We start from the raw sequence: 17,002 nt of genomic DNA, 5'->3' as shown, positions 1-17,002 counted from the left end.
AACAGCCATCACCAGGAGGAGATACTTATGTTGTTTTCACGTAGTCGTCGCCAGTTCGGAGCCGCGCTGCTGGCATTGGCGGCCGTCGCCATCGCGGGCAAATCGCAGGCCGGCACGTTGGACGATGTGAAGAAGAAGGGCGTCGTCGTCATCGGCATTCAGGGCGACAATCCGCCCTGGGGCTATGTGGACAGCTCGGGAAAGCAGGATGGCATCGACGCCGACATGGGCCGCGCCTTCGCCGACTATCTCGGCGTGAAGGCCGAGTTCGTTCCGCTCGCGGTGGCCAATCGTATTCCGGCGCTGACCACGGGCCGCGTCGACATTCTGTTCGCGACCATGGCCATGCTGCCCGAGCGCGCAAAGGCGGTGCAATATTCCAAGCCATATGTTGCCAACGAGATTACGCTGGTGGCGGCCCAGGCAACCCCGATCAACAGCAATGCCGACATGGCCAAGTTCGTGATCGGCGTTCCGAGATCCTCCACGCAGGACACCCAGGTCACCAACAATGCTCCGGCGGGCACCGAAATCCGCAGGTTTGATGATGATGCGGCCACGATCCAGGCGCTGCTCTCGGGCCAGGTGCAGGCCGTCGGCGCGAACAGCTTCTACCCGCAGCGCCTGAACGCCGCAAAGCCGGAGCTCGGGTTCGAGCCCAAGCTTCACTTCACCGCTCTGTATAACGGGGCCTGCACCCGCCTCGGCGACAAGGAGTGGAACGAAACGGCCAACAAGTTCATCGACCAGATCAAGTCGAACGGCAAGCTGGCCAGCTTCTACGCCAAATGGATGAAGGCGCCCGTGCCGATCTTCCCGGACTCGGTCCCCGGCGTTCCCTTCACAGTTCAGTAGCCATTGCGAGCGGCCGACGCGCGATCCGCGTTGGCCGCCGTCCGATATCGGAGCCGAATCCATGCAGGACGATATCCTGATCGAAATGAAGGGCGTGCAGAAATGGTACGGCGGGTACCAGGCTCTCCGTGACGTCAATCTCACCGTGCGCAAGGGCGAGAAGATCGTGCTCTGCGGCCCGTCTGGCTCAGGCAAGTCGACGCTGATCCGCTGTATCAACCGTCTCGAGGCGATCGAGCAGGGCAGCATCGTGGTGAACGGTCATCGGCTTGACGACAGCATCAAGGCCATTGATGTCGTACGTCAGGACGTCGGCATGGTCTTTCAGAGCTTCAACCTCTTTCCGCATATGACTGTCCTGCAGAACTGCATGCTCGCGCCCATCCGCGCGCGCCGCATCGGCAAGACTGAGGCGGAAGCGACCGCGCGAAAATATCTCGAGCGCGTTCGCATCGGCGACCAGGCCGAGAAATATCCGGCTCAGCTTTCGGGCGGACAGCAACAGCGTGTGGCGATCGCGCGCGCGCTCTGCATGCAGCCCAAGGTCATGCTGTTTGATGAACCGACCTCGGCGCTCGACCCCGAGATGGTCAAGGAGGTTCTCGATACGATGATCGGCCTCGCCAATGACGGCATGACCATGATTTGCGTCACCCACGAGATGGGCTTTGCCCGCCAGGTCGCCGACCGGGTCATCTTCATGGCTGAAGGCCAGATCATCGAAGAAGGCGAGCCCGAGGCGTTCTTCCGCAATCCACAGCATGCCCGCACCAGGCAGTTCCTTGGCGAAATCCTCGCCCATCACTGAACGGAGTTCTCTTATGAGTCGTCTAGTTTACGTCCTCAACGGCCCAAATCTCAATTTGCTCGGCAAGCGCCAGCCCCACATCTATGGTCACGAGACGCTTGCGGATGTGGAGCGGGACTGTCGGGCGCTGGGCAAGGAGCTCGGCCTGGAGATTCGCTTCCATCAATCCAACCGGGAATACGAGTTGATCGACTGGATCCACGAGGCGCGCGAGACGGCTGCCGGGATCGTGATGAATCCCGCAGCTTTCACCCATACGTCGGTCGCCATCCTGGATGCTTTGAACACGTTCGAGGGCACGGTGATCGAGGTGCATATTTCCAACGTGCACAAGCGCGAGGAATTCCGTCACCACTCGTTTATCTCCAAACGGGCCGATGGGGTCATCGCAGGCTTCGGCACTCAAGGGTACCTGCTCGGCTTGCGGCGTGTGGCCAAGCTGCTTGATGAGACGAAGGGATAGCATCGCATGAGCGCACCCGTCCGCCTCTCGGTCATGGGAGCGGGCCTCATCGGCAAGCGACACATCGAGCACGTTCTCGCGCGGCCGGAGGCGACGCTGTCGTCAATCGTCGATCCGATGCCGGCGGCCCGAGAGCTGGCGGCATCGCTGAAGGTGGACTGGTTTCCGTCGTTTCAGGACATGCTCTCCGGAAATCGGCCGGAGGGGGTGGTTGTCGCCACCCCCAACCAGATGCACGTGGCCAACGGCATGGATTGTATCGCAGCTCGCATCCCGGCGCTGATCGAGAAGCCGCTGGCGGATGAGATCGTCGCAGCGCAGGGGCTGGTCGAAGCCTCGGAGCGGGCGAGCGTGCCGCTGCTCACCGGCCATCACCGCCGGCATAATCCGATGATCCAGCGCGCCAAGGCGGAGATCGACAGCGGCCGGCTCGGCCAGATCGTGTCGGTGCATGGCATGTTCTGGCTGATCAAGCCGGACGACTATTTCGACGTGGCCTGGCGCCGCGAGAAAGGGGCGGGGCCTGTTTTCCTGAATCTCATCCACGATGTCGACCTGTTGCGGTACCTGTGCGGGGATATCGTCGCGGTGCAAGCCGCGCAATCCAATCGGCTGCGCGGAAACGCGGTCGAGGAGACCGCGGTGATCATCCTGCACTTCGCCTCCGGCGCGCTTGGAACGGTCAATGTCTCGGATACCATCCAGTCGCCCTGGAGCTGGGAATTCACCGCCGGTGAGAACCCGGCCTACACCCATACGCAGGAGGCGTGCTACCAGATCGGCGGCACGAGGGCATCGCTGGCCATTCCGCAACTCGACCTATGGCATCACCCAAGCAAGGCGAGCTGGTGGGCGCCGATCGAGCGCGAGCGGTTGAGCTACGAGAAGGAAGACCCGCTTGGCCTGCAGATCGCCAATTTCTGCGGGGTTATCCGCGGTACGGCCGAGCCTGTGGTGAGCGGGCGCGAAGGGTTGAAAACCCTCGGGGTGATCGACGCGGTCAAGCGCGCGGCGGAAAGCGGAGCTCTCGTGTCGGTTTGATACCGAAACGCATGGCGTCCTCCCCGAGATATCCGCGTCTGGAAATGTCGGCCGTCCGAAATTCGCAGGCCGATAGGTGCAGATGTCCCGGGGGATTTGCCGGCCCGTGGTTGAGCTTCACCTCGCGCCAGAGCCCTTCAGCGCATTCCAAGCCGCCTGATTGGCCTGATCGAACGCCTTGCGAGACTCGGCGAGCGCTGCGCCCAGCACCGTCCACGACTCGCTGCCAGCCTGCTTCAGCTTCTGCAGACGTGCCTCCGCCTCTGACGCATCGGATTTCATCTGCTTGAGGGCCGCATCGAAATCCCCGGTATGGGTTGCGGCGACCTTGCCAGCCGCCTCACGGAACTTGTCGGCGGCCTCGCGCCAAGCCTTCGTCTGCGCGGCGGCGATGTCCTTGAACGTAGCCTGCTGCTGCTCGAGCTGCTTGCCGGCGCTCTCGAAGTAAACCTTCATCTGCGCCTCGAAGCCGTTCCACTGCTTTTCGAGCTCTGTCTTGTTGCGTGCCCAGGCTGCCTCGCCGGCTTCGGCTTGTGCCTTGAGCTGCACCTGAAATTCGTCGCGGCGCTTCTTCAGGTCGGCGATGATCTGCTCGGCCTTGACCTTGGATTCCGCCTTGGCCTCGCCCGCCTTGACCTCGAACGAGGCGAGGGCGGCATCCATTTCGTCGATGCGCTCCTTGGCCCAATTCAGGTAAAAATGCATGCTGCTCTGTTCTGACATGATCGTCTCCGTGACTGTTCGAGCCGGATGATGTCCGGGCCTGGCTTTGCTCGTGTTGACCTGGGTCAATTGCCTCGCCGTTTGGTGCGAGGTCGCTCATGCCGCGAGAAAGGGAAGCAACGTTACCTCTTCGTCCCTGGCTGTTGGCCGAGTGCGAGATGGTCCGGAGGCAATCGCTGCGTAGAAGTCGCTCGGGGCCATCAGCTTGGCATCGCGTGGCAGCACATCCTCACTGAAAAGCGCCTCGCAGACGCGCAGGGCGTTCCCATGACGGTTATCTTCCGCGAAGTTGAGCTGGAAACAGTGCCTGGTCTCGTTCCGGTTGGCTTGCTTGACAGGAGACATGCTCAGAATGTCCATCTCATATGCTTCTTCATAACGTGCGCGCAGGATCTGTGCGTCGCCCCCGGACGCGACGCGCAACTGGCGTCAAAAGACCAGGGCCCTCTCACCGGCTCGGATCGAGCCGCGCGCCGGCTGCCGCAGATAATCATGCACCACCGTTCCGAGGCCGAGCGTGAGGTCGGCGCGGATGTGAACGGAGGAGATGATCTCGAGTACCGGCAGTTCGGCCACGGGCGCCAGCGCGTGTGGCGTCAACGCAAGGGCCGCAGGCCCGGTCCAGGCGCCCTTCAGCGCGATATCCTCGAGCCGGTATTGAACGAGCTCGCAGATTCGCGGGCTACCGTCGACGTGCGGGATGATCTTGAGCAGGAAGTTCGGCTCGCTGAGCGCTGCCTTGACTTTCGTCAGATCGGCCTCGCGGTGCTTGTAGCCCATCGTCCCCGTCGCGACGCGCAGCGGGCCGTAATCCAGCGTGCCGATCAGGGTATCGATCTCGGTTCTCAACGTCGGCTGCGCGAGCTTTTTCGGGAAGCCCCATAGCTCGCGCCCACCGGCAATGGGTCCTTCGTCGTTGAGGAACATGCAGTGCGTGTAGCCGCCCTTGCGTCCGCGGAAGCAGACGGGAATGACTTGCCCGCTTTCCGTATAGTCGCCGAAGCCATTGGAATCGGGCATGCGGATGAACTCGTATTTGACGAGAGCCTCTCGCTCGTCGACCTCCAGCGGCTCCGGCACCACGGCTCGCAGCTTGGCTGGATCGGTGCGATAGGTGATGATCAGGTATTCGCGATCGACGAACCGGTACGGCCCGGGCGGATAGGCCGGATTGGTCAGCGGCATGGCGAAGGCGCGTTGCTTCACATCAGTCTCGCGCATCAGTGTTCTCTCCACGCGATGGGTTGGGGCTATTCGCGGCCGTCATGTTCGAGATCGAAGGTGAAGACCCCGTCGGGGCTCGTAGGCCGGGCGAGCACCTCGGGATGGCGCAGCGTGCGTAGCGCATCGTGATAGCCGGCGCGCCAATGGTCTTGCATCGACAGCCGCGAGAACTCGTAGTCCTTGGAATGGCCTTCGTGATTGCGCGCGCGATAGATCAGATGAACGATGTTGTAGACGTTGCGGCAGACCGCGGTGCTGAGCAGCTTCACGTCCTCATGCTGGGTGAGATCCTCCGGCAGCCGGCCGAGCAGATCCGTCAGCGCGCGCCGCAGGCGCTGCACCCGCTTGAACTGGTCGGTGCTGGCGCGCGTGCGGCTCGAATACTGGATTTCCTTGTGGCGCGTGACGACTTCGGCCATGTTGCGCGGAAGTTGACCGCGCGCGCTCCAGAGGTCGACCTGGAACGCGAGCATGTCCTGCGGCGCATCAGTTTCGATCACCCATTGCAGCGGCGTGTTGGAGACGAGGCCGCCGTCCCAGTAGTGCTCGCCCTCGATTTCGACGGCCGGAAAGCCGGGCGGCAGCGCGCCGCTGGCCATGATGTGCTCCGGCTGGATGGTATGTGTCGTGTTGTCGAAATAGACGAAATTCCCGGTTCGGACGTTGACGGCGCCGGCACTGAAGCGCGTCAGCCCGGCGTTGAGACGATCGAAGTCGACCAGGCGCTCCAGCGTGGTCCTGAGCGCGCGCGTGTCATAGATGCTGGTCGCATCGCTGGCTCCGCCGGGCTGCAGCCAGGGCAGGATGGGACGGGCGGAGAAAAAGCCGGTTGCGCCACACGTGGCCGCAAGACCGGCGCTCATCTGGTTGATGAGGTTGCGCGTGCTGTCGGTCTTTGCCCAATCGCTGAGAGCGGACCACTCCCACGGCGCCGTCGAAGTGACCTGGGTCCAGAAATCGCGCAAACGGTCGACGCGGGACTCCGGCGGATTGCCGGCGATGATGGCGGCATTGATCGCGCCGATCGAAATGCCGGCGACCCAATCGGGATGAATGCTGGCTTCGGCCAAGGCTTCATAGACGCCGGCTTGATAGGCACCGAGCGCACCCCCGCCCTGCAACAGCAGGGCGATGCAATCGAATGGCAATTGCCGCTGTGCGGATGAAAACTGTGACCGGGATTGGAAGTTCATTGAGTTTGCTCTTTGAGGATTGATGGGAAGGCTCGTGTCAACGATCGCCCGAAGTCTGGCCTCTGATCTTGGGCGGCTCGAGCATCACTTCCTTCAAGTGGTCCCCGGATGCGACGACGACCACGAAGTTGAGCCTGCCGTCTTGTCGCATCAATCCGCCGGCAAGAGCGTTGCCTCCTGCAGCCTTCTCGGCGACCTGCACGGCATCAGACAATTCCTGCTTGATCCATTTCAGGGCGACGAATTTGGCGAGATCTTCCCGATCGAGCTCCTTGAGTGAAAATGTCGTCTCCTTGCCCGTGACGTCTCCGGTCTTTGCATCGATGGCATTTTCCCAGACGCGCTCATTTCTGAGCGTGCGGATGCGATAGACGGCCGGGCCTGCGATCTCGAAGCTGATGTCGGCCGTCTTCGATCCGCTGTGCAGGCGCTCCGCTATCGCCATCGCCTGGCTGAGCGGGACGCGGGTGGTGCGGAACTCCGAAAGCACGCGGCGGATGGCTGCCTCTTCGGCATCGCTCTGCTCGCTCACGGCCTGCTTGCTTGCATCAGCGGAATTCCGCACATCAGCGGCCGCTCCGGTCGCGGCGAGCGCCGCGGACCACACGATCGCTGCAAACAAATGGTTCTTCGACATCGGATCAATCTCGATTGGGTTGGTCAGTCGCCTGCAACAGGGGCGTGGGCGACGACGATCTCCTTGTCGGAGGGCGCGGGCAGGGGCTGATTGGTATCGATCGTGACCAGCTCCGGTCCCTTCACGTCGGAGTGGATGCGGATTTCAGGCCGTGCGGGATTCGGCTCGGAAAAGCGACCCGGCAGTTGCGCCGGCAGCGCCCAGTCCGCCAACCACAACAAGCAGACCAGAGCTCCGCCCACCGACAGGAAATAGCCGCGCAGAGGAAGCGCGCTATCGATCGGCTGCCTTGCGCGCATGAACATGGCGGATCGTCGGCTCACCACAGCTCGCTCCCGGCGGTGGAATCACACAGTCTCATCGTCAGATGCCCCACGGACGCGGATGCCGGCGTGCGAGTTCGGCGTCGAGATAGCCGCGCTCGTCGAGCCAGTCCGCCGGACAAAAGGCGCCTGCCTTCGGGTCGATCATGAATCCGTCGCGCTGGAGTGCCGTCCGCGTTCCGGTAAGACCGATCCACACCGCCTCCCGGCTGATCGGATTCACTTCCATCACGTCAAAGACCTCGATGAAGTTCAACATGTCGCGCCACCGGTCGTGATCTCACGTCGCTGCGCAGGGCGTTCGAAGTCCTCAGCCGCGGCGTTTCTGCGCGCGAGCTCGGACTCGATCTCGTCGAACACGAATTCGACCGGCGCGAGCCAGACATTGACCCAATAGATGATGCAGTCGCGGGCAATCAGCAGGGCAGGCGTCATGCGACCGTCCTCCGCTGCAGCCGGTTGGGGGCGGGATCGCGCGTGGCGAGCGAATGAGCCGACGCGATCATCGCGATGGTAATGCCGAGCAGCAGGCTCAGCGCCACGAGGCACATGGCGACGACGATGTTCAGCGATGCGGCGGCAAGTCCGGGCAGCGGATTTTCGCGCATCAATGCGAACAGCAAGGTTGACATTCTCCGTCTCATTAATAAAATACACCGTATAGTTCATATAAATCACGCGCGGCGAATGCTGTCAAGACGAGGACCTCACAAGCGCGTGTGCAGGATCAAGGCGGTGAGGCTCCGCCCAACCAGAAGCCTCGAGCAAAGAAAGGATCTGACATGACGAGATTGACGCAAATATTGTTCGCAGCGGTCGTGATTGCGCTTGGCAGCGCATCAGCATCAGCATCAGCTCAGGAGAACCAGGGCACCGCGGAGCAGAGGGCGGCCTGTGCGCCGGACGCCTTTCGTCTGTGCAGCGCCTACATTCCGGACCCGTCGGGCGTCGAAGCCTGTCTGCGGCAGAGGAAATCGAACCTGAGCGAAGCGTGCAAGGCGGTGTTCGACCAAGCCAGCACCGGTTCGGCCAGGGGCAGATAAGGATTGATGCCGCAACCGGTGCGGCGGGGTTGCTGCCCTGAATTGCATCGGCATCGCGGCAGGAGACAGGAGCGATCTCATGAGCGCGGTGTATATACCGGCCCTGGCTGCCTTCAGCGGCTCGGCGTTCGGAGCGGTCTCGACGATTGTCAGCGGGTGGTTCAGCCGGCGCCGGCGGCTTCGCGAGCGTCATCATGCCCGCGCCTTCTCGAAGCGCGAGCGGCTGTACCGCAGCTTCATCGAGGAAGCCTCACGGCTCTATGCCGACGCGCTGGTCAGCGACAGGGCCGAGATCCCGCAACTTGTCAGCCTGTACACGCTGGTGGGCCGTATGCGGATCCTGTCGAGTGATGAGGTCGTGCACGCCGCCGAGCGCACCGGTCGCCTCATCATCGAGACCTACCTGTCGCCAAACCGGACGTTCGTCGACTTGCCCGACTTCATCGAAGAGATGGACCCTTTGCGGGATTTCGGCGAAGCCTGCCGCAGCGAGCTCATGAATCTTCCGGCACGGTGAGATCATGAGCGAGCAGATTGGTGACAGGGCAGGGAACGAGAATGCCCGCCGCAGGCTGATGCAGGCGGCTCTCCAGCTCTATTGCGAGATCGGCCACCACAAGACCACAGTCGCCGACATCGCACGGCGCTTGTCGATGTCCTCAGCCAACGTCTACCGCTTCTTTCCCTCGAAGCGGTCGATTGAAGAGGCTGTGGTCGGAGCGCTACTCGACGAGACGGTCAGTGCTGCAGCTGAGGCGGCCCGGACCCAGGGGCCGGCGCTGCAGCGCCTGGCGGCGATCCTGAAAGCGATTGCCGATTGCAACGAAGGTCGGTCAGCGAAGCACCGACGCGTGCAGGATCTGGTGGCGTTGGCTGCTCGTCAGAACTGGACAGTCGTCCTCGCCTATCACGACAGGATCCGGGGGCTGGTGCGACCAATCATCGGCACGGGGCAAGCACGCGGCGAACTGCAGGGCGGCAGCCCGATGGCGCTGACCTGCTGCCTGCTGGAAGCCATGGACGTCCATCTCAACCCATCGCGGGTCGGCGCTGCGGTGCTGCGACCAAGCTTCGAAGAAATGTTGAGATTTTGTACGAGCGCTTTGCGTCGCGCGCCATCGTTGCAGCCGGCCAAGGTGATACCTCATGGGCAGCTCAGGGCCGGCTGAAGCAGCGTCGCTCGCGCCGAAGATAAGACTTGCCGCAATTCTAGTGCGACCAGTCCGTCTCGCAGGCCGCCAGGAAGAATCCGACGCGCTCGCGCACGAAGCCGGGAAGCTCCCTCTTCAGGTCCTTCGGTGTCTCGCCGACGAGCGACCGGAACAGCATTGGCAGCACGATCAGGTCGAGAAAGATCTGCGCCGTGGCGCGGCTTCGCGTGGCACTGAAAGGACCCTTGGGGGCGCGCGCAAGCTTCTGCGTGGCGTCGTCCAGCAGTTGGGACACCGCGGACTGAGAGCGATCGCGTGCGGTGTCATGAACGTTGCGGCTCAGTTCGGGAAATCGCTGCGATTCGGCGATAGTGGCGCGGACCAAGTCCACCGATTCCTCCACGAACCGTTCCACGATTTCGGTCCCGAGGTTCATCAATTTGTCCTCGATGGTGCGGCCTTCCGGCGAGAATCCCTTGAAATCAGTCAATCCCTCGACCGTGCGGGCCACCACCGCCGCGAACAGCGCTTCCTTGCCGGGGAAGTGGGCGTAGATCGTCGGCTTGCTCGCGGGCGCGAGTTCGGAAATGTCGTCGATGCTGGCGCTGCGATAGCCCTTCTCCAGAAACAGCTGCTGGGCTGCATCGAGGATGCGCGCCTGCGCGTCGCCTGCAAGATCCTTGGGCGGTCTGCCTCGCTTCGTCTTCTTCATTTTTGGACCTCCGAAATCACGAGTCTGTGCATGTCGCTTTCCCGCTTGACATGGTCTGCAAAGAAAGGCAAGAAAAAGAAAATATACGGTATAGTTTATTATTAGCCTGGCTCTGCTCGGCAGGCCTGGCGAGCGCCCCGGATGATCCGGGCCGCAAAGGTGGACGTTTGGCCGGATCGTTCGATCCAAATGAGGAGAATGATGTGACTCTGTTGAACCGAGGGCCGTCCGGCTTGCAGGAAGGCACGCTGCTGCGGGAGCTGCACCACAGGGTCAGCAATGGCGTTGCCTTCGCCATCGACCTGGTCTCCGCCGCGGCGATCCGGGTCGAGGGAGCGGAAGCCAAATGCGCGCTGAGCGACGTGGTCGAGCTGCTGCAGGGCTATTCCGATGTGCATCGTGCGCTGGCCATGCCCGCGGGCGATACGCTGATCCACGCCGCGACCTCCATTCGCAAGCTGGGCTGCGGCATGCGGCGCGCGGTGCTGGACCGGATGAACATTCAGCTGGCATTCGCGACGCAGTCCCTCGCGCTGCAGCCGGAGCGCTGCTGGCATCTGGGGCTGATCGTCCACGAGCTCGTGATGCACGCGGCACGGCACGCCTGCTTCGAGGCGAGACCGGGGCAGATCAGGGTCAAGTTGACGCGGACCGGCGCGCTGGTGAACTGCGTGATCCTGGACAACGGCTCGCGTCCGGCGCGCGATGCCTCAGACCGCGAATTGCGGATCGCGCGGGATATCGCCAGAGCGCTCGGCGGCCGGATCGAGCAGGGTTTTGGCACCGAATTCACCTCGATCGTCCTCTCGTTCCCGCTGACCGAGCGCGAACGGGACGCAAACTGGACCATCGCGACGCGCCAGATGAGGGCGCCGCGCCGCACGCGAGCCACCGCTTCGACTGACACAGCGCTCGCTTCCCGCCGATCCACGGATGCGCTCGCCGGGCTCTTGACGCTGTCCCATCCGACGGTCGCGCCATGACCAGCCGATCCTCCCATCCGATCATGGCGCCGCGTGCGGTGAAGGTTTTCGCCGCAGCGGGCGCGCTCGTCAGTATCGCACTGAGCGGCTGCAATGATCACGCGGCGCAGACGGCGACGCGGGCTGCGCTGGTCCGGACCACGATCGTGCAGCCGCGCGACCGGCAAGACGCCATCACGTTGACGGGAGAGGTCCAGGCCCGCTTCCGTGCCGATCTTTCCTTCCGCGTCAGCGGACGTGTGGTTGCTCGCACCGTGGACGTTGGTGCTCACGTCAACAAGGGCGACGTCCTCGCCCGGCTCGATCCGGCCGAGCAGGCGGCCGACGTGGATGCTGCGACCGCGGCAGTGGCCTCCGCCGAAGCTCAGCTGCGCGTGGCGAAGGCAACGTTCGAGCGCCAGAGCGCGCTGATCGCGAGCGGCTTCACCACCCGCACCGTCTACGATCAGGCCCAGGAGGGCCTGCGAACGGCGGTCGGCGTGCTGGAGGCAGCCCGGGCGCAGCTCGGCACCTCGCAGGACGCGCTTGGCTATACCGTGCTGCGCGCCGAAGCCGACGGCGTGATTACCGCGCGAAATCTCGAGGTCGGCCAGGTCGTGCCGGCCGCGCAACCCGTGTTCTCGCTCGCGCAGGACGGGGCGCGGGATGCCGTCTTCGAGGTCTATGAGTCCGCCTTCCTCGGCCAGACCGACAGCCGCCGCGTCACGCTGGCGCTCGTCTCCGATCCCGATGTGACGGCAGCGGGCGAGGTGAGAGAGATTTCACCTGTGATCGACGCGAAGAGCTCCACGATCCGCGTCAAGGTGTCCATCGAGAATCCGCCGGCCGCCATGACACTGGGCAGCGCCGTCGCCGGAACGGTCAAGGCGAAGCCTCAGAACGAGATCGCCTTGCCCTGGAGCGCGCTGATGGCCGCGGGCAGCAAGCCTGCCGTCTGGACCGTCGACCCCAGGACGCAGACGGCGTCGCTGAAGCCGGTCACGGTCGGCGCATACGAGGCCGGGCAGGTGCTGATCAAGGCTGGCCTCGAGCCCGGTGAGCGCGTCGTCGTCGACGGCGGCAAGCTCTTGAGCGTTGGCCAGTCTGTTACTGAAGCGGGAGGACGGTCATGAAGCGACCGATCATGATGATTGCCGGCACGCTCGCGGCGGCCTCGCTGCTCGCCGGGTGTCAGCAGGAGACGAACGCGCCGGAGCCCGTGCGCCCCGTGCTCTCGATGCTGGCCAAGCCGAACAGCGGCGACAGCACAATTGCCGTCGGCGTCGTCGAGCCGCGCTACAAGACCAACCTCGGCTTTCGCGTGCTCGGACGGCTGACCTCGCGCCCGGTCTATGTTGGCGACATCGTCGGCGAAGGACAAATCATCGGCACGATCGATCCCACCGCGCTCGATCTCGCCGTTCGCGCTGCCAAAGCCCAGCTTGCGAAGGCCGAGGCGCAGCTTGCGACGGCCAGGGCCACGGAGGAGCGGCAACGGACGCTGATCACCAGCGAGGCGACCACGAAACAGACACTCGACAATGCCGAGCAAGCGCGCGCCGGAGCCGAAGCGAGCGTCGCACAGGAGCAGGCGAGCCTGACGAAAGCAATCGAGCAACTCGGCTATGCCCAGATCAAGGCCGATTTCGGCGGCGTCGTCACCGCTGTTGGAGCGGAAGTGGGCCAGGTGGTCTCCCCAGGTCAAACCGTGGTGACGGTCGCGCGGCCGGACATTCGCGAGGCGGTCGTCGATATCGGGGAAGACTTTCCCGTGCCGCTCGAGGTGGGTCTCGCCTTCACCGTCAGCCTGCAGCTCCTTCCCGCCGTCGAGGTCGAGGGCAGGATCCGTGAAATCGCGCCGCAGGCGGATGCGCTGACGCGGCTGCGCCGCGTTCGGATTGCGCTCGACAATCCGCCCGAAAGCTTCCGCCTTGGCGCGACGGTCACGGCCAGGCTCGGCAAGGACCAGGGCAAGGTCTTGCGCCTGCCCGCATCAGCGGTGCTCGCCAGGGACGGCGCCGAATTCGTCTGGGTGGTCGACCAAACCACCAGCACCGTCTCGTTGCAGAAGATCGACGGCGTCGCCGAACCGGCAGGCATCCGCGTCACCGGCGGGCTTGCCGCAGGCGCTCGAATCGTCACCGCCGGAGTTCACAGCCTCAAGCCGGGACAGCACGTCCGCATTCAACAGGATCAAGAGCCATGAAGTCGTTCAACCTCTCCGACTGGGCGCTCGGCCATCGCTCGCTCGTCTGGTATTTCATGATCGCCTTCATGGCGGCCGGCCTGTTTGCCTATCTCCAGCTGGGACGGCAGGAGGACCCCGACTTCACCATCAAGACCATGGTGATCCAGGCGCAGTGGCCGGGCGCCTCCCCTGAGGAGATGACCCGTCAGGTCACAGACCGGATCGAGAAGAAGCTGGAGGAGCTGGAATCGCTCGACTACACCAAGAGCGTGACGGTCGCGGGCCAGACCACCGTGTTCGTCTACTTGCGCGATTCGACCAAGGCCGCCGACGTCAAGCCGACCTGGGTGCGCGTCCGCAACATGATCGCCGACATCAGGGGCGATTTTCCCCAAGGCGTGATCGGGCCCGGCTTCAACGACCGTTTCGGCGACGTGTTCGGCAACGTCTATGCCTTCACCAGCGACGGCTTGAGCCAGCGACAGCTGCGCGACCAGGTCGAGGATATCAGGGCCAAGGTGCTGACGGTGCCGGATGTCGGCAAGGTCGACATTCTCGGTGCGCAGGACGAGGTGATCTATCTGGAATTCTCCACCCGCAAGACCGCGGCGCTCGGCCTCGACGTCCACGCCATCATGAATTCGCTGCAAGGCCAGAACGCGGTGGCGCCCTCCGGCGTGTTCCAGGAGGGTCCGGAGCGCATCAGCGTCCGCGTCAACGGCCAGTTCACCTCTGAGGCGAGCCTGAAGGCGGTCAATCTGCGCATCAACGACCGCTTCTTCCCGTTGACCGATGTCGCGACCATTACGCGCGGCTATGCCGATCCACCGTCAACGCTGTTCAGATACAATGGTCAGCCCGCCATTGCACTTGCGATCGGCATGAAGTCCGGTGCCAACCTGCTCCAGTTCGGCGAGGCGCTGAAGAAAGAGATGGCCGGGATCATCGCCGACCTGCCGATCGGCGTCGGTGTCCATCTCGTTGCCGACCAGCCCGTCGTGGTCGAACATGCGGTCTCTGGCTTCACCGAAGCGCTGTTCGAGGCCGTGATCATCGTGCTCGGCATCAGCTTCCTGAGCCTGGGCTTGCGGGCAGGTCTCGTGGTCGCCATCGCCATTCCGCTCGTGCTCGCGATCACCTTCGTGGTGATGGCCTATTGCGGCATCTCGCTGCAGCGCATTTCGCTGGGCGCCCTGATCATCGCGCTTGGCCTGTTGGTCGACGATGCCATGATCGCGGTCGAGATGATGGTGGCGCGGCTCGAGATCGGCGATCCCCTCGAAAAGGCGGCCACCCACGTCTATACGTCGACCGCGTTTCCGATGCTGACGGGAACGCTTGTTACCGTGGCCGGCTTCATCCCGATCGGGCTCAACAGCAGCAATGCCGGCGAGTTCACCTTCACCCTGTTCGTGGTGATCGCGGTATCTCTGATCGTCTCCTGGATCGTGGCGGTCTTGTTCACGCCGCTGCTCGGCGTCACCATCCTGCCGGCCAGGATGAAGGGACATCACGAGCAAAAAGGTCGCGTCGCGCAGATGTTTGCGCGTCTCCTGCTGTTCTGCATGCATCACCGCTGGAGCACCATTGCGGTGACGGCCGGCGCCTTCCTGCTCGCTTTGTTCGGCTTGCAGTTCGTGCAGCAGCAGTTCTTTCCCTCGTCCGACCGAGCCGAGCTCGTCATCGATTGGAACCTGCCGCAGAATGCCTCGATCACCGACACCAACGCCCAGATGACCCGCTTCGAGCGCGAGCAGTTGCAGGGCAACGATGCGGTCGAGCATTGGTCCACCTATGTCGGCACCGGCGCGCCGCGCTTTGTGCTGTCGTTCGATGTTCAGACCGCCAACACCTGGTTCGGCCAGCAGGTGATCGTGACCAAAGGCGGCATCGCCGCGCGCGACCGTCTCAAGTCGCAGTTCGAGGACTATTTGCGGAAGACCTTCCCTGGCACCGACACCTACGTCAAGCTGCTCGAGGTCGGCCCGCCTGTCGGCCGTCCGGTGCAATACCGCCTGAGCGGGCCCGATATCGCCGAGGTCCGCGACCTCGCGCAAAAGCTTGCCGGCGTCGTCAGCAGCAGTCCTGACCTCGGCAACGTGGTGTTCGACTGGATGGAGCCCGCGCGGGTCGTCAAGGTCGATGTGCTCCAGGACAAGGCGCGCCAGCTCGGCGTCACCTCGGAGGATATCGCCACCACCCTGAACTCGGTGCTCCAGGGCACGCCGGTCACGCAGGTGCGTGACAGCATCTATCTCGTCAATGTCACGGGCCGCGCGACCGCAGCGGAACGCGCCTCGATCGATACACTGCGCGACCTTCAGATGCCCGGGCTCGGCGGTCAATCGGTGCCGCTCGGCGCCGTCGCCAATCTGCGCTATGAGCTCGAGCAGCCCACGATCTGGCGGCGCGCACGGATTCCAACGATTACTCTCAAGGCCGCCGTCGTCAGCGATGTGCAGCCGAAGACGGTCGTCGACCAGCTCGCGCCGAGGGTGGCGGAATTTGCCAAGCAGCTGCCCGCGGGTTACGCGATCAAGATCGGAGGCTCGGTGGAAGAGAGCGCCAAGAGCCAGGGGCCGATCATCGCGGTCGTACCGCTGATGCTGTTCGTCATGGCGACCGTGCTGATGGTGCAGTTGCAGAGCTTTTCGCGCCTGTTCCTGGTGTTCGCCGTTGCGCCGCTCGCGCTGATCGGCGTCGTCATGGCCATGCTGCCGAGCGGCGCGCCGCTTGGTTTCGTCGCCATCCTCGGCGTGCTCGCCCTGATCGGCATCCTGGTCCGCAACTCCGTGATCCTGATCGTGCAGATCGAGGATCTAAAGAAGGAGGGCAGGCCGGCCTGGGAGGCCGTGGTGGAAGCAACCGAGCACCGCATGCGACCGATCCTGCTCACGGCTGCCGCCGCAAGTCTCGCGCTCATTCCGATCGCGCGCGAGATTTTCTGGGGTCCGATGGCCTACGCCATGATGGGCGGCATCATCGTCGGCACGCTGCTGACGCTGCTGTTCCTGCCGGCGCTGTATGTCGCGTGGTTCAGGATTCATCCTGACCAGGCGGATGAATCACCTTCACATGCCGACGAAGCCGTTGCGCACGAAGCACCGGCCGAACGGAGGCCCGCGCGCGACGCGCCAGAGCCTGTGCTCGAGCCCCAAATCTAAAATGGAGATGATGATGCCCTCGAAGACCCTTTCAGCGGTTGCCATCGCTGTGACGATCGCGGCGGGTTCGCTCGCCCCCTCTGTTGCATTTGCGCAATTTCCGCCGCCGCCGATGGCGCCCGCGGGCCCTCCACCCATGGCTGCAGCAGCGCCTCCAGCCTTCGCAGGTCCCGGTCCCGCCGCACTTGGCGGTCCTCGCCTCGGTCCGGCAGCGGGGCCGCGCGCCGATCTCGCCGCGCGAGGTGTCAGCGGCGGGCCGACCGTCGTGAACGCCGCGCGGACCACCGCGGTCAACATCGGCGGTGCCGGCTATCGCTATGGCGGTGTGCACGGATATGGATATGGAGCGCGCGCTGCGAGCTATGCCGGCGCATACGCGGCCGGCGCCTATGCCGGGTACGCCTATGGCGGCGCGCGCTCGGGCGGCTACTCGAGTAGCGACTGCTACTACGTTTATAGACGCCATAGCAGGTATCTCGTCTGCGACTAGCCGTGAGCACGTTGCATCTAACGAG

At 63.8% G+C, this 17,002-nt stretch carries 21 protein-coding genes; 11 read left to right on the top strand and 10 right to left on the bottom strand.

Annotation, left to right across the window (positions count from 1 at the left end):
* Window positions 1–27: 27 nt before the first annotated feature.
* The 4 genes from XH98_RS01720 (at window position 28) to XH98_RS01705 (ending at window position 3,167) form a co-directional block, all read left to right on the top strand.
* Complete coding sequence (locus tag XH98_RS01720; protein ID WP_271601560.1) at window positions 28–855, top strand: transporter substrate-binding domain-containing protein; 828 nt, start codon at window positions 28–30, stop codon at window positions 853–855.
* A gap of 61 nt (window positions 856–916) precedes the next feature.
* On the top strand, window positions 917–1,663 hold the full coding sequence (locus XH98_RS01715) for an amino acid ABC transporter ATP-binding protein (RefSeq protein ID WP_220001157.1): 747 nt from the start codon (window positions 917–919) through the stop codon (window positions 1,661–1,663).
* A gap of 13 nt (window positions 1,664–1,676) precedes the next feature.
* Window positions 1,677–2,126: a type II 3-dehydroquinate dehydratase gene (aroQ, locus tag XH98_RS01710; RefSeq protein ID WP_220001223.1), complete on the top strand. Its 450-nt coding sequence runs from the start codon at window positions 1,677–1,679 to the stop codon at window positions 2,124–2,126.
* 6 nt (window positions 2,127–2,132) lie between these two features.
* A complete protein-coding gene (locus tag XH98_RS01705; protein ID WP_271601558.1) occupies window positions 2,133–3,167 on the top strand; it encodes a Gfo/Idh/MocA family protein in 1,035 nt (344 codons plus the stop codon).
* A 117-nt stretch (window positions 3,168–3,284) separates the two neighbouring features.
* On the opposite strand, the gene XH98_RS01700 is transcribed toward XH98_RS01705, so the two are convergent.
* The 9 genes from XH98_RS01700 to XH98_RS01660 form a co-directional block, all read right to left on the bottom strand.
* Window positions 3,285–3,890 (bottom strand): hypothetical protein, encoded by a 606-nt coding sequence (locus XH98_RS01700; protein WP_271601557.1) that lies wholly within the window; start codon window positions 3,888–3,890, stop codon window positions 3,285–3,287.
* Window positions 3,891–3,986: 96 nt separating this feature from the next.
* Entirely contained in the window at window positions 3,987–4,250 is a 264-nt protein-coding gene (locus XH98_RS01695) for a hypothetical protein (RefSeq protein ID WP_271617611.1), read from the bottom strand.
* 69 nt (window positions 4,251–4,319) lie between these two features.
* Window positions 4,320–5,111, bottom strand: coding sequence for an acetoacetate decarboxylase (locus tag XH98_RS01690; protein WP_271617610.1), 792 nt, complete (start codon window positions 5,109–5,111; stop codon window positions 4,320–4,322).
* Window positions 5,112–5,140: 29 nt separating this feature from the next.
* Window positions 5,141–6,307: a DUF3734 domain-containing protein gene (locus XH98_RS01685; protein WP_271617609.1), complete on the bottom strand. Its 1,167-nt coding sequence runs from the start codon at window positions 6,305–6,307 to the stop codon at window positions 5,141–5,143.
* A gap of 37 nt (window positions 6,308–6,344) precedes the next feature.
* Window positions 6,345–6,944 carry a PepSY domain-containing protein gene (locus XH98_RS01680; RefSeq protein WP_271617608.1) on the bottom strand — a complete coding sequence of 200 codons (600 nt, stop codon included), beginning with the start codon at window positions 6,942–6,944 and terminating at the stop codon, window positions 6,345–6,347.
* A gap of 23 nt (window positions 6,945–6,967) precedes the next feature.
* Window positions 6,968–7,249, bottom strand: coding sequence for a hypothetical protein (locus tag XH98_RS01675; RefSeq protein WP_271617607.1), 282 nt, complete (start codon window positions 7,247–7,249; stop codon window positions 6,968–6,970).
* Between the two features lie 58 nt (window positions 7,250–7,307).
* Complete coding sequence (locus tag XH98_RS01670) at window positions 7,308–7,526, bottom strand: hypothetical protein (RefSeq protein ID WP_271617606.1); 219 nt, start codon at window positions 7,524–7,526, stop codon at window positions 7,308–7,310.
* A complete protein-coding gene (locus XH98_RS01665) occupies window positions 7,520–7,702 on the bottom strand; it encodes a hypothetical protein (RefSeq protein WP_271601550.1) in 183 nt (60 codons plus the stop codon). The genes XH98_RS01670 and XH98_RS01665 overlap by 7 nt, the downstream gene beginning before the upstream one ends.
* Window positions 7,699–7,899, bottom strand: coding sequence for a hypothetical protein (locus XH98_RS01660; protein WP_271617605.1), 201 nt, complete (start codon window positions 7,897–7,899; stop codon window positions 7,699–7,701). The genes XH98_RS01665 and XH98_RS01660 overlap by 4 nt, the downstream gene beginning before the upstream one ends.
* A 490-nt stretch (window positions 7,900–8,389) precedes the next feature.
* Here XH98_RS01660 and XH98_RS01650 point away from each other — a divergent pair, with 490 nt between their 5' ends.
* On the top strand, window positions 8,390–8,827 hold the full coding sequence (locus XH98_RS01650; RefSeq protein WP_228749192.1) for a hypothetical protein: 438 nt from the start codon (window positions 8,390–8,392) through the stop codon (window positions 8,825–8,827).
* 4 nt (window positions 8,828–8,831) lie between these two features.
* The gene (locus XH98_RS01645) at window positions 8,832–9,479 is read left to right on the top strand and encodes a TetR/AcrR family transcriptional regulator (RefSeq protein ID WP_271617603.1); all 648 of its coding nucleotides are present in this window, start codon (window positions 8,832–8,834) and stop codon (window positions 9,477–9,479) included.
* Window positions 9,480–9,519: 40 nt separating this feature from the next.
* Here XH98_RS01645 and XH98_RS01640 read toward each other — a convergent pair whose 3' ends face one another.
* A complete protein-coding gene (locus tag XH98_RS01640) occupies window positions 9,520–10,173 on the bottom strand; it encodes a TetR/AcrR family transcriptional regulator (protein WP_271617602.1) in 654 nt (217 codons plus the stop codon).
* A gap of 233 nt (window positions 10,174–10,406) precedes the next feature.
* On the opposite strand from XH98_RS01640, the gene XH98_RS01635 reads away from it, so the two are divergent.
* The 5 genes from XH98_RS01635 to XH98_RS01615 are packed head-to-tail and all read left to right on the top strand — an operon-like array spanning window position 10,407 to window position 16,977.
* Entirely contained in the window at window positions 10,407–11,156 is a 750-nt protein-coding gene (locus tag XH98_RS01635; protein ID WP_271617601.1) for a histidine kinase dimerization/phosphoacceptor domain -containing protein, read from the top strand.
* Window positions 11,153–12,268, top strand: coding sequence for an efflux RND transporter periplasmic adaptor subunit (locus XH98_RS01630; RefSeq protein WP_271617600.1), 1,116 nt, complete (start codon window positions 11,153–11,155; stop codon window positions 12,266–12,268). The genes XH98_RS01635 and XH98_RS01630 overlap by 4 nt, the downstream gene beginning before the upstream one ends.
* Window positions 12,265–13,341: an efflux RND transporter periplasmic adaptor subunit gene (locus XH98_RS01625; protein ID WP_271617599.1), complete on the top strand. Its 1,077-nt coding sequence runs from the start codon at window positions 12,265–12,267 to the stop codon at window positions 13,339–13,341. Before XH98_RS01630 ends, XH98_RS01625 begins: the two co-directional genes overlap by 4 nt.
* A complete protein-coding gene (locus tag XH98_RS01620) occupies window positions 13,338–16,487 on the top strand; it encodes an efflux RND transporter permease subunit (RefSeq protein ID WP_271617598.1) in 3,150 nt (1,049 codons plus the stop codon). The genes XH98_RS01625 and XH98_RS01620 overlap by 4 nt, the downstream gene beginning before the upstream one ends.
* A 13-nt stretch (window positions 16,488–16,500) precedes the next feature.
* Window positions 16,501–16,977, top strand: a complete 477-nt coding sequence (locus XH98_RS01615) for a hypothetical protein (RefSeq protein WP_271617597.1) — start codon at window positions 16,501–16,503, stop codon at window positions 16,975–16,977.
* The last annotated feature ends 25 nt before the right edge of the window (window positions 16,978–17,002 follow it).

The sequence above is a fragment of the Bradyrhizobium sp. CCBAU 51745 genome (genome assembly GCF_028128715.1).
GTDB classification, from domain to species: Bacteria; Pseudomonadota; Alphaproteobacteria; order Rhizobiales; family Xanthobacteraceae; genus Bradyrhizobium; species Bradyrhizobium manausense.
The sequence above is the reverse complement of the archived record's forward strand: the minus strand, read 5'-3'. Positions and strand labels throughout refer to the sequence as shown.

Coding starts and splice junctions, on each gene's coding strand:
- XH98_RS01720 (WP_271601560.1), top strand. CDS start 28: ATGTTGTTTTCACGTAGTCGTCGCCAGTTCGGAGCCGCGCTGCTGGCA.
- XH98_RS01715 (WP_220001157.1), top strand. CDS start 917: ATGCAGGACGATATCCTGATCGAAATGAAGGGCGTGCAGAAATGGTAC.
- aroQ (WP_220001223.1), top strand. CDS start 1,677: ATGAGTCGTCTAGTTTACGTCCTCAACGGCCCAAATCTCAATTTGCTC.
- XH98_RS01705 (WP_271601558.1), top strand. CDS start 2,133: ATGAGCGCACCCGTCCGCCTCTCGGTCATGGGAGCGGGCCTCATCGGC.
- XH98_RS01700 (WP_271601557.1), bottom strand. CDS start 3,890: ATGTCAGAACAGAGCAGCATGCATTTTTACCTGAATTGGGCCAAGGAG.
- XH98_RS01695 (WP_271617611.1), bottom strand. CDS start 4,250: ATGGACATTCTGAGCATGTCTCCTGTCAAGCAAGCCAACCGGAACGAG.
- XH98_RS01690 (WP_271617610.1), bottom strand. CDS start 5,111: ATGCGCGAGACTGATGTGAAGCAACGCGCCTTCGCCATGCCGCTGACC.
- XH98_RS01685 (WP_271617609.1), bottom strand. CDS start 6,307: ATGAACTTCCAATCCCGGTCACAGTTTTCATCCGCACAGCGGCAATTG.
- XH98_RS01680 (WP_271617608.1), bottom strand. CDS start 6,944: ATGTCGAAGAACCATTTGTTTGCAGCGATCGTGTGGTCCGCGGCGCTC.
- XH98_RS01675 (WP_271617607.1), bottom strand. CDS start 7,249: ATGTTCATGCGCGCAAGGCAGCCGATCGATAGCGCGCTTCCTCTGCGC.
- XH98_RS01670 (WP_271617606.1), bottom strand. CDS start 7,526: ATGTTGAACTTCATCGAGGTCTTTGACGTGATGGAAGTGAATCCGATC.
- XH98_RS01665 (WP_271601550.1), bottom strand. CDS start 7,702: ATGACGCCTGCCCTGCTGATTGCCCGCGACTGCATCATCTATTGGGTC.
- XH98_RS01660 (WP_271617605.1), bottom strand. CDS start 7,899: ATGTCAACCTTGCTGTTCGCATTGATGCGCGAAAATCCGCTGCCCGGA.
- XH98_RS01650 (WP_228749192.1), top strand. CDS start 8,390: ATGAGCGCGGTGTATATACCGGCCCTGGCTGCCTTCAGCGGCTCGGCG.
- XH98_RS01645 (WP_271617603.1), top strand. CDS start 8,832: ATGAGCGAGCAGATTGGTGACAGGGCAGGGAACGAGAATGCCCGCCGC.
- XH98_RS01640 (WP_271617602.1), bottom strand. CDS start 10,173: ATGAAGAAGACGAAGCGAGGCAGACCGCCCAAGGATCTTGCAGGCGAC.
- XH98_RS01630 (WP_271617600.1), top strand. CDS start 11,153: ATGACCAGCCGATCCTCCCATCCGATCATGGCGCCGCGTGCGGTGAAG.
- XH98_RS01625 (WP_271617599.1), top strand. CDS start 12,265: ATGAAGCGACCGATCATGATGATTGCCGGCACGCTCGCGGCGGCCTCG.
- XH98_RS01620 (WP_271617598.1), top strand. CDS start 13,338: ATGAAGTCGTTCAACCTCTCCGACTGGGCGCTCGGCCATCGCTCGCTC.
- XH98_RS01615 (WP_271617597.1), top strand. CDS start 16,501: ATGCCCTCGAAGACCCTTTCAGCGGTTGCCATCGCTGTGACGATCGCG.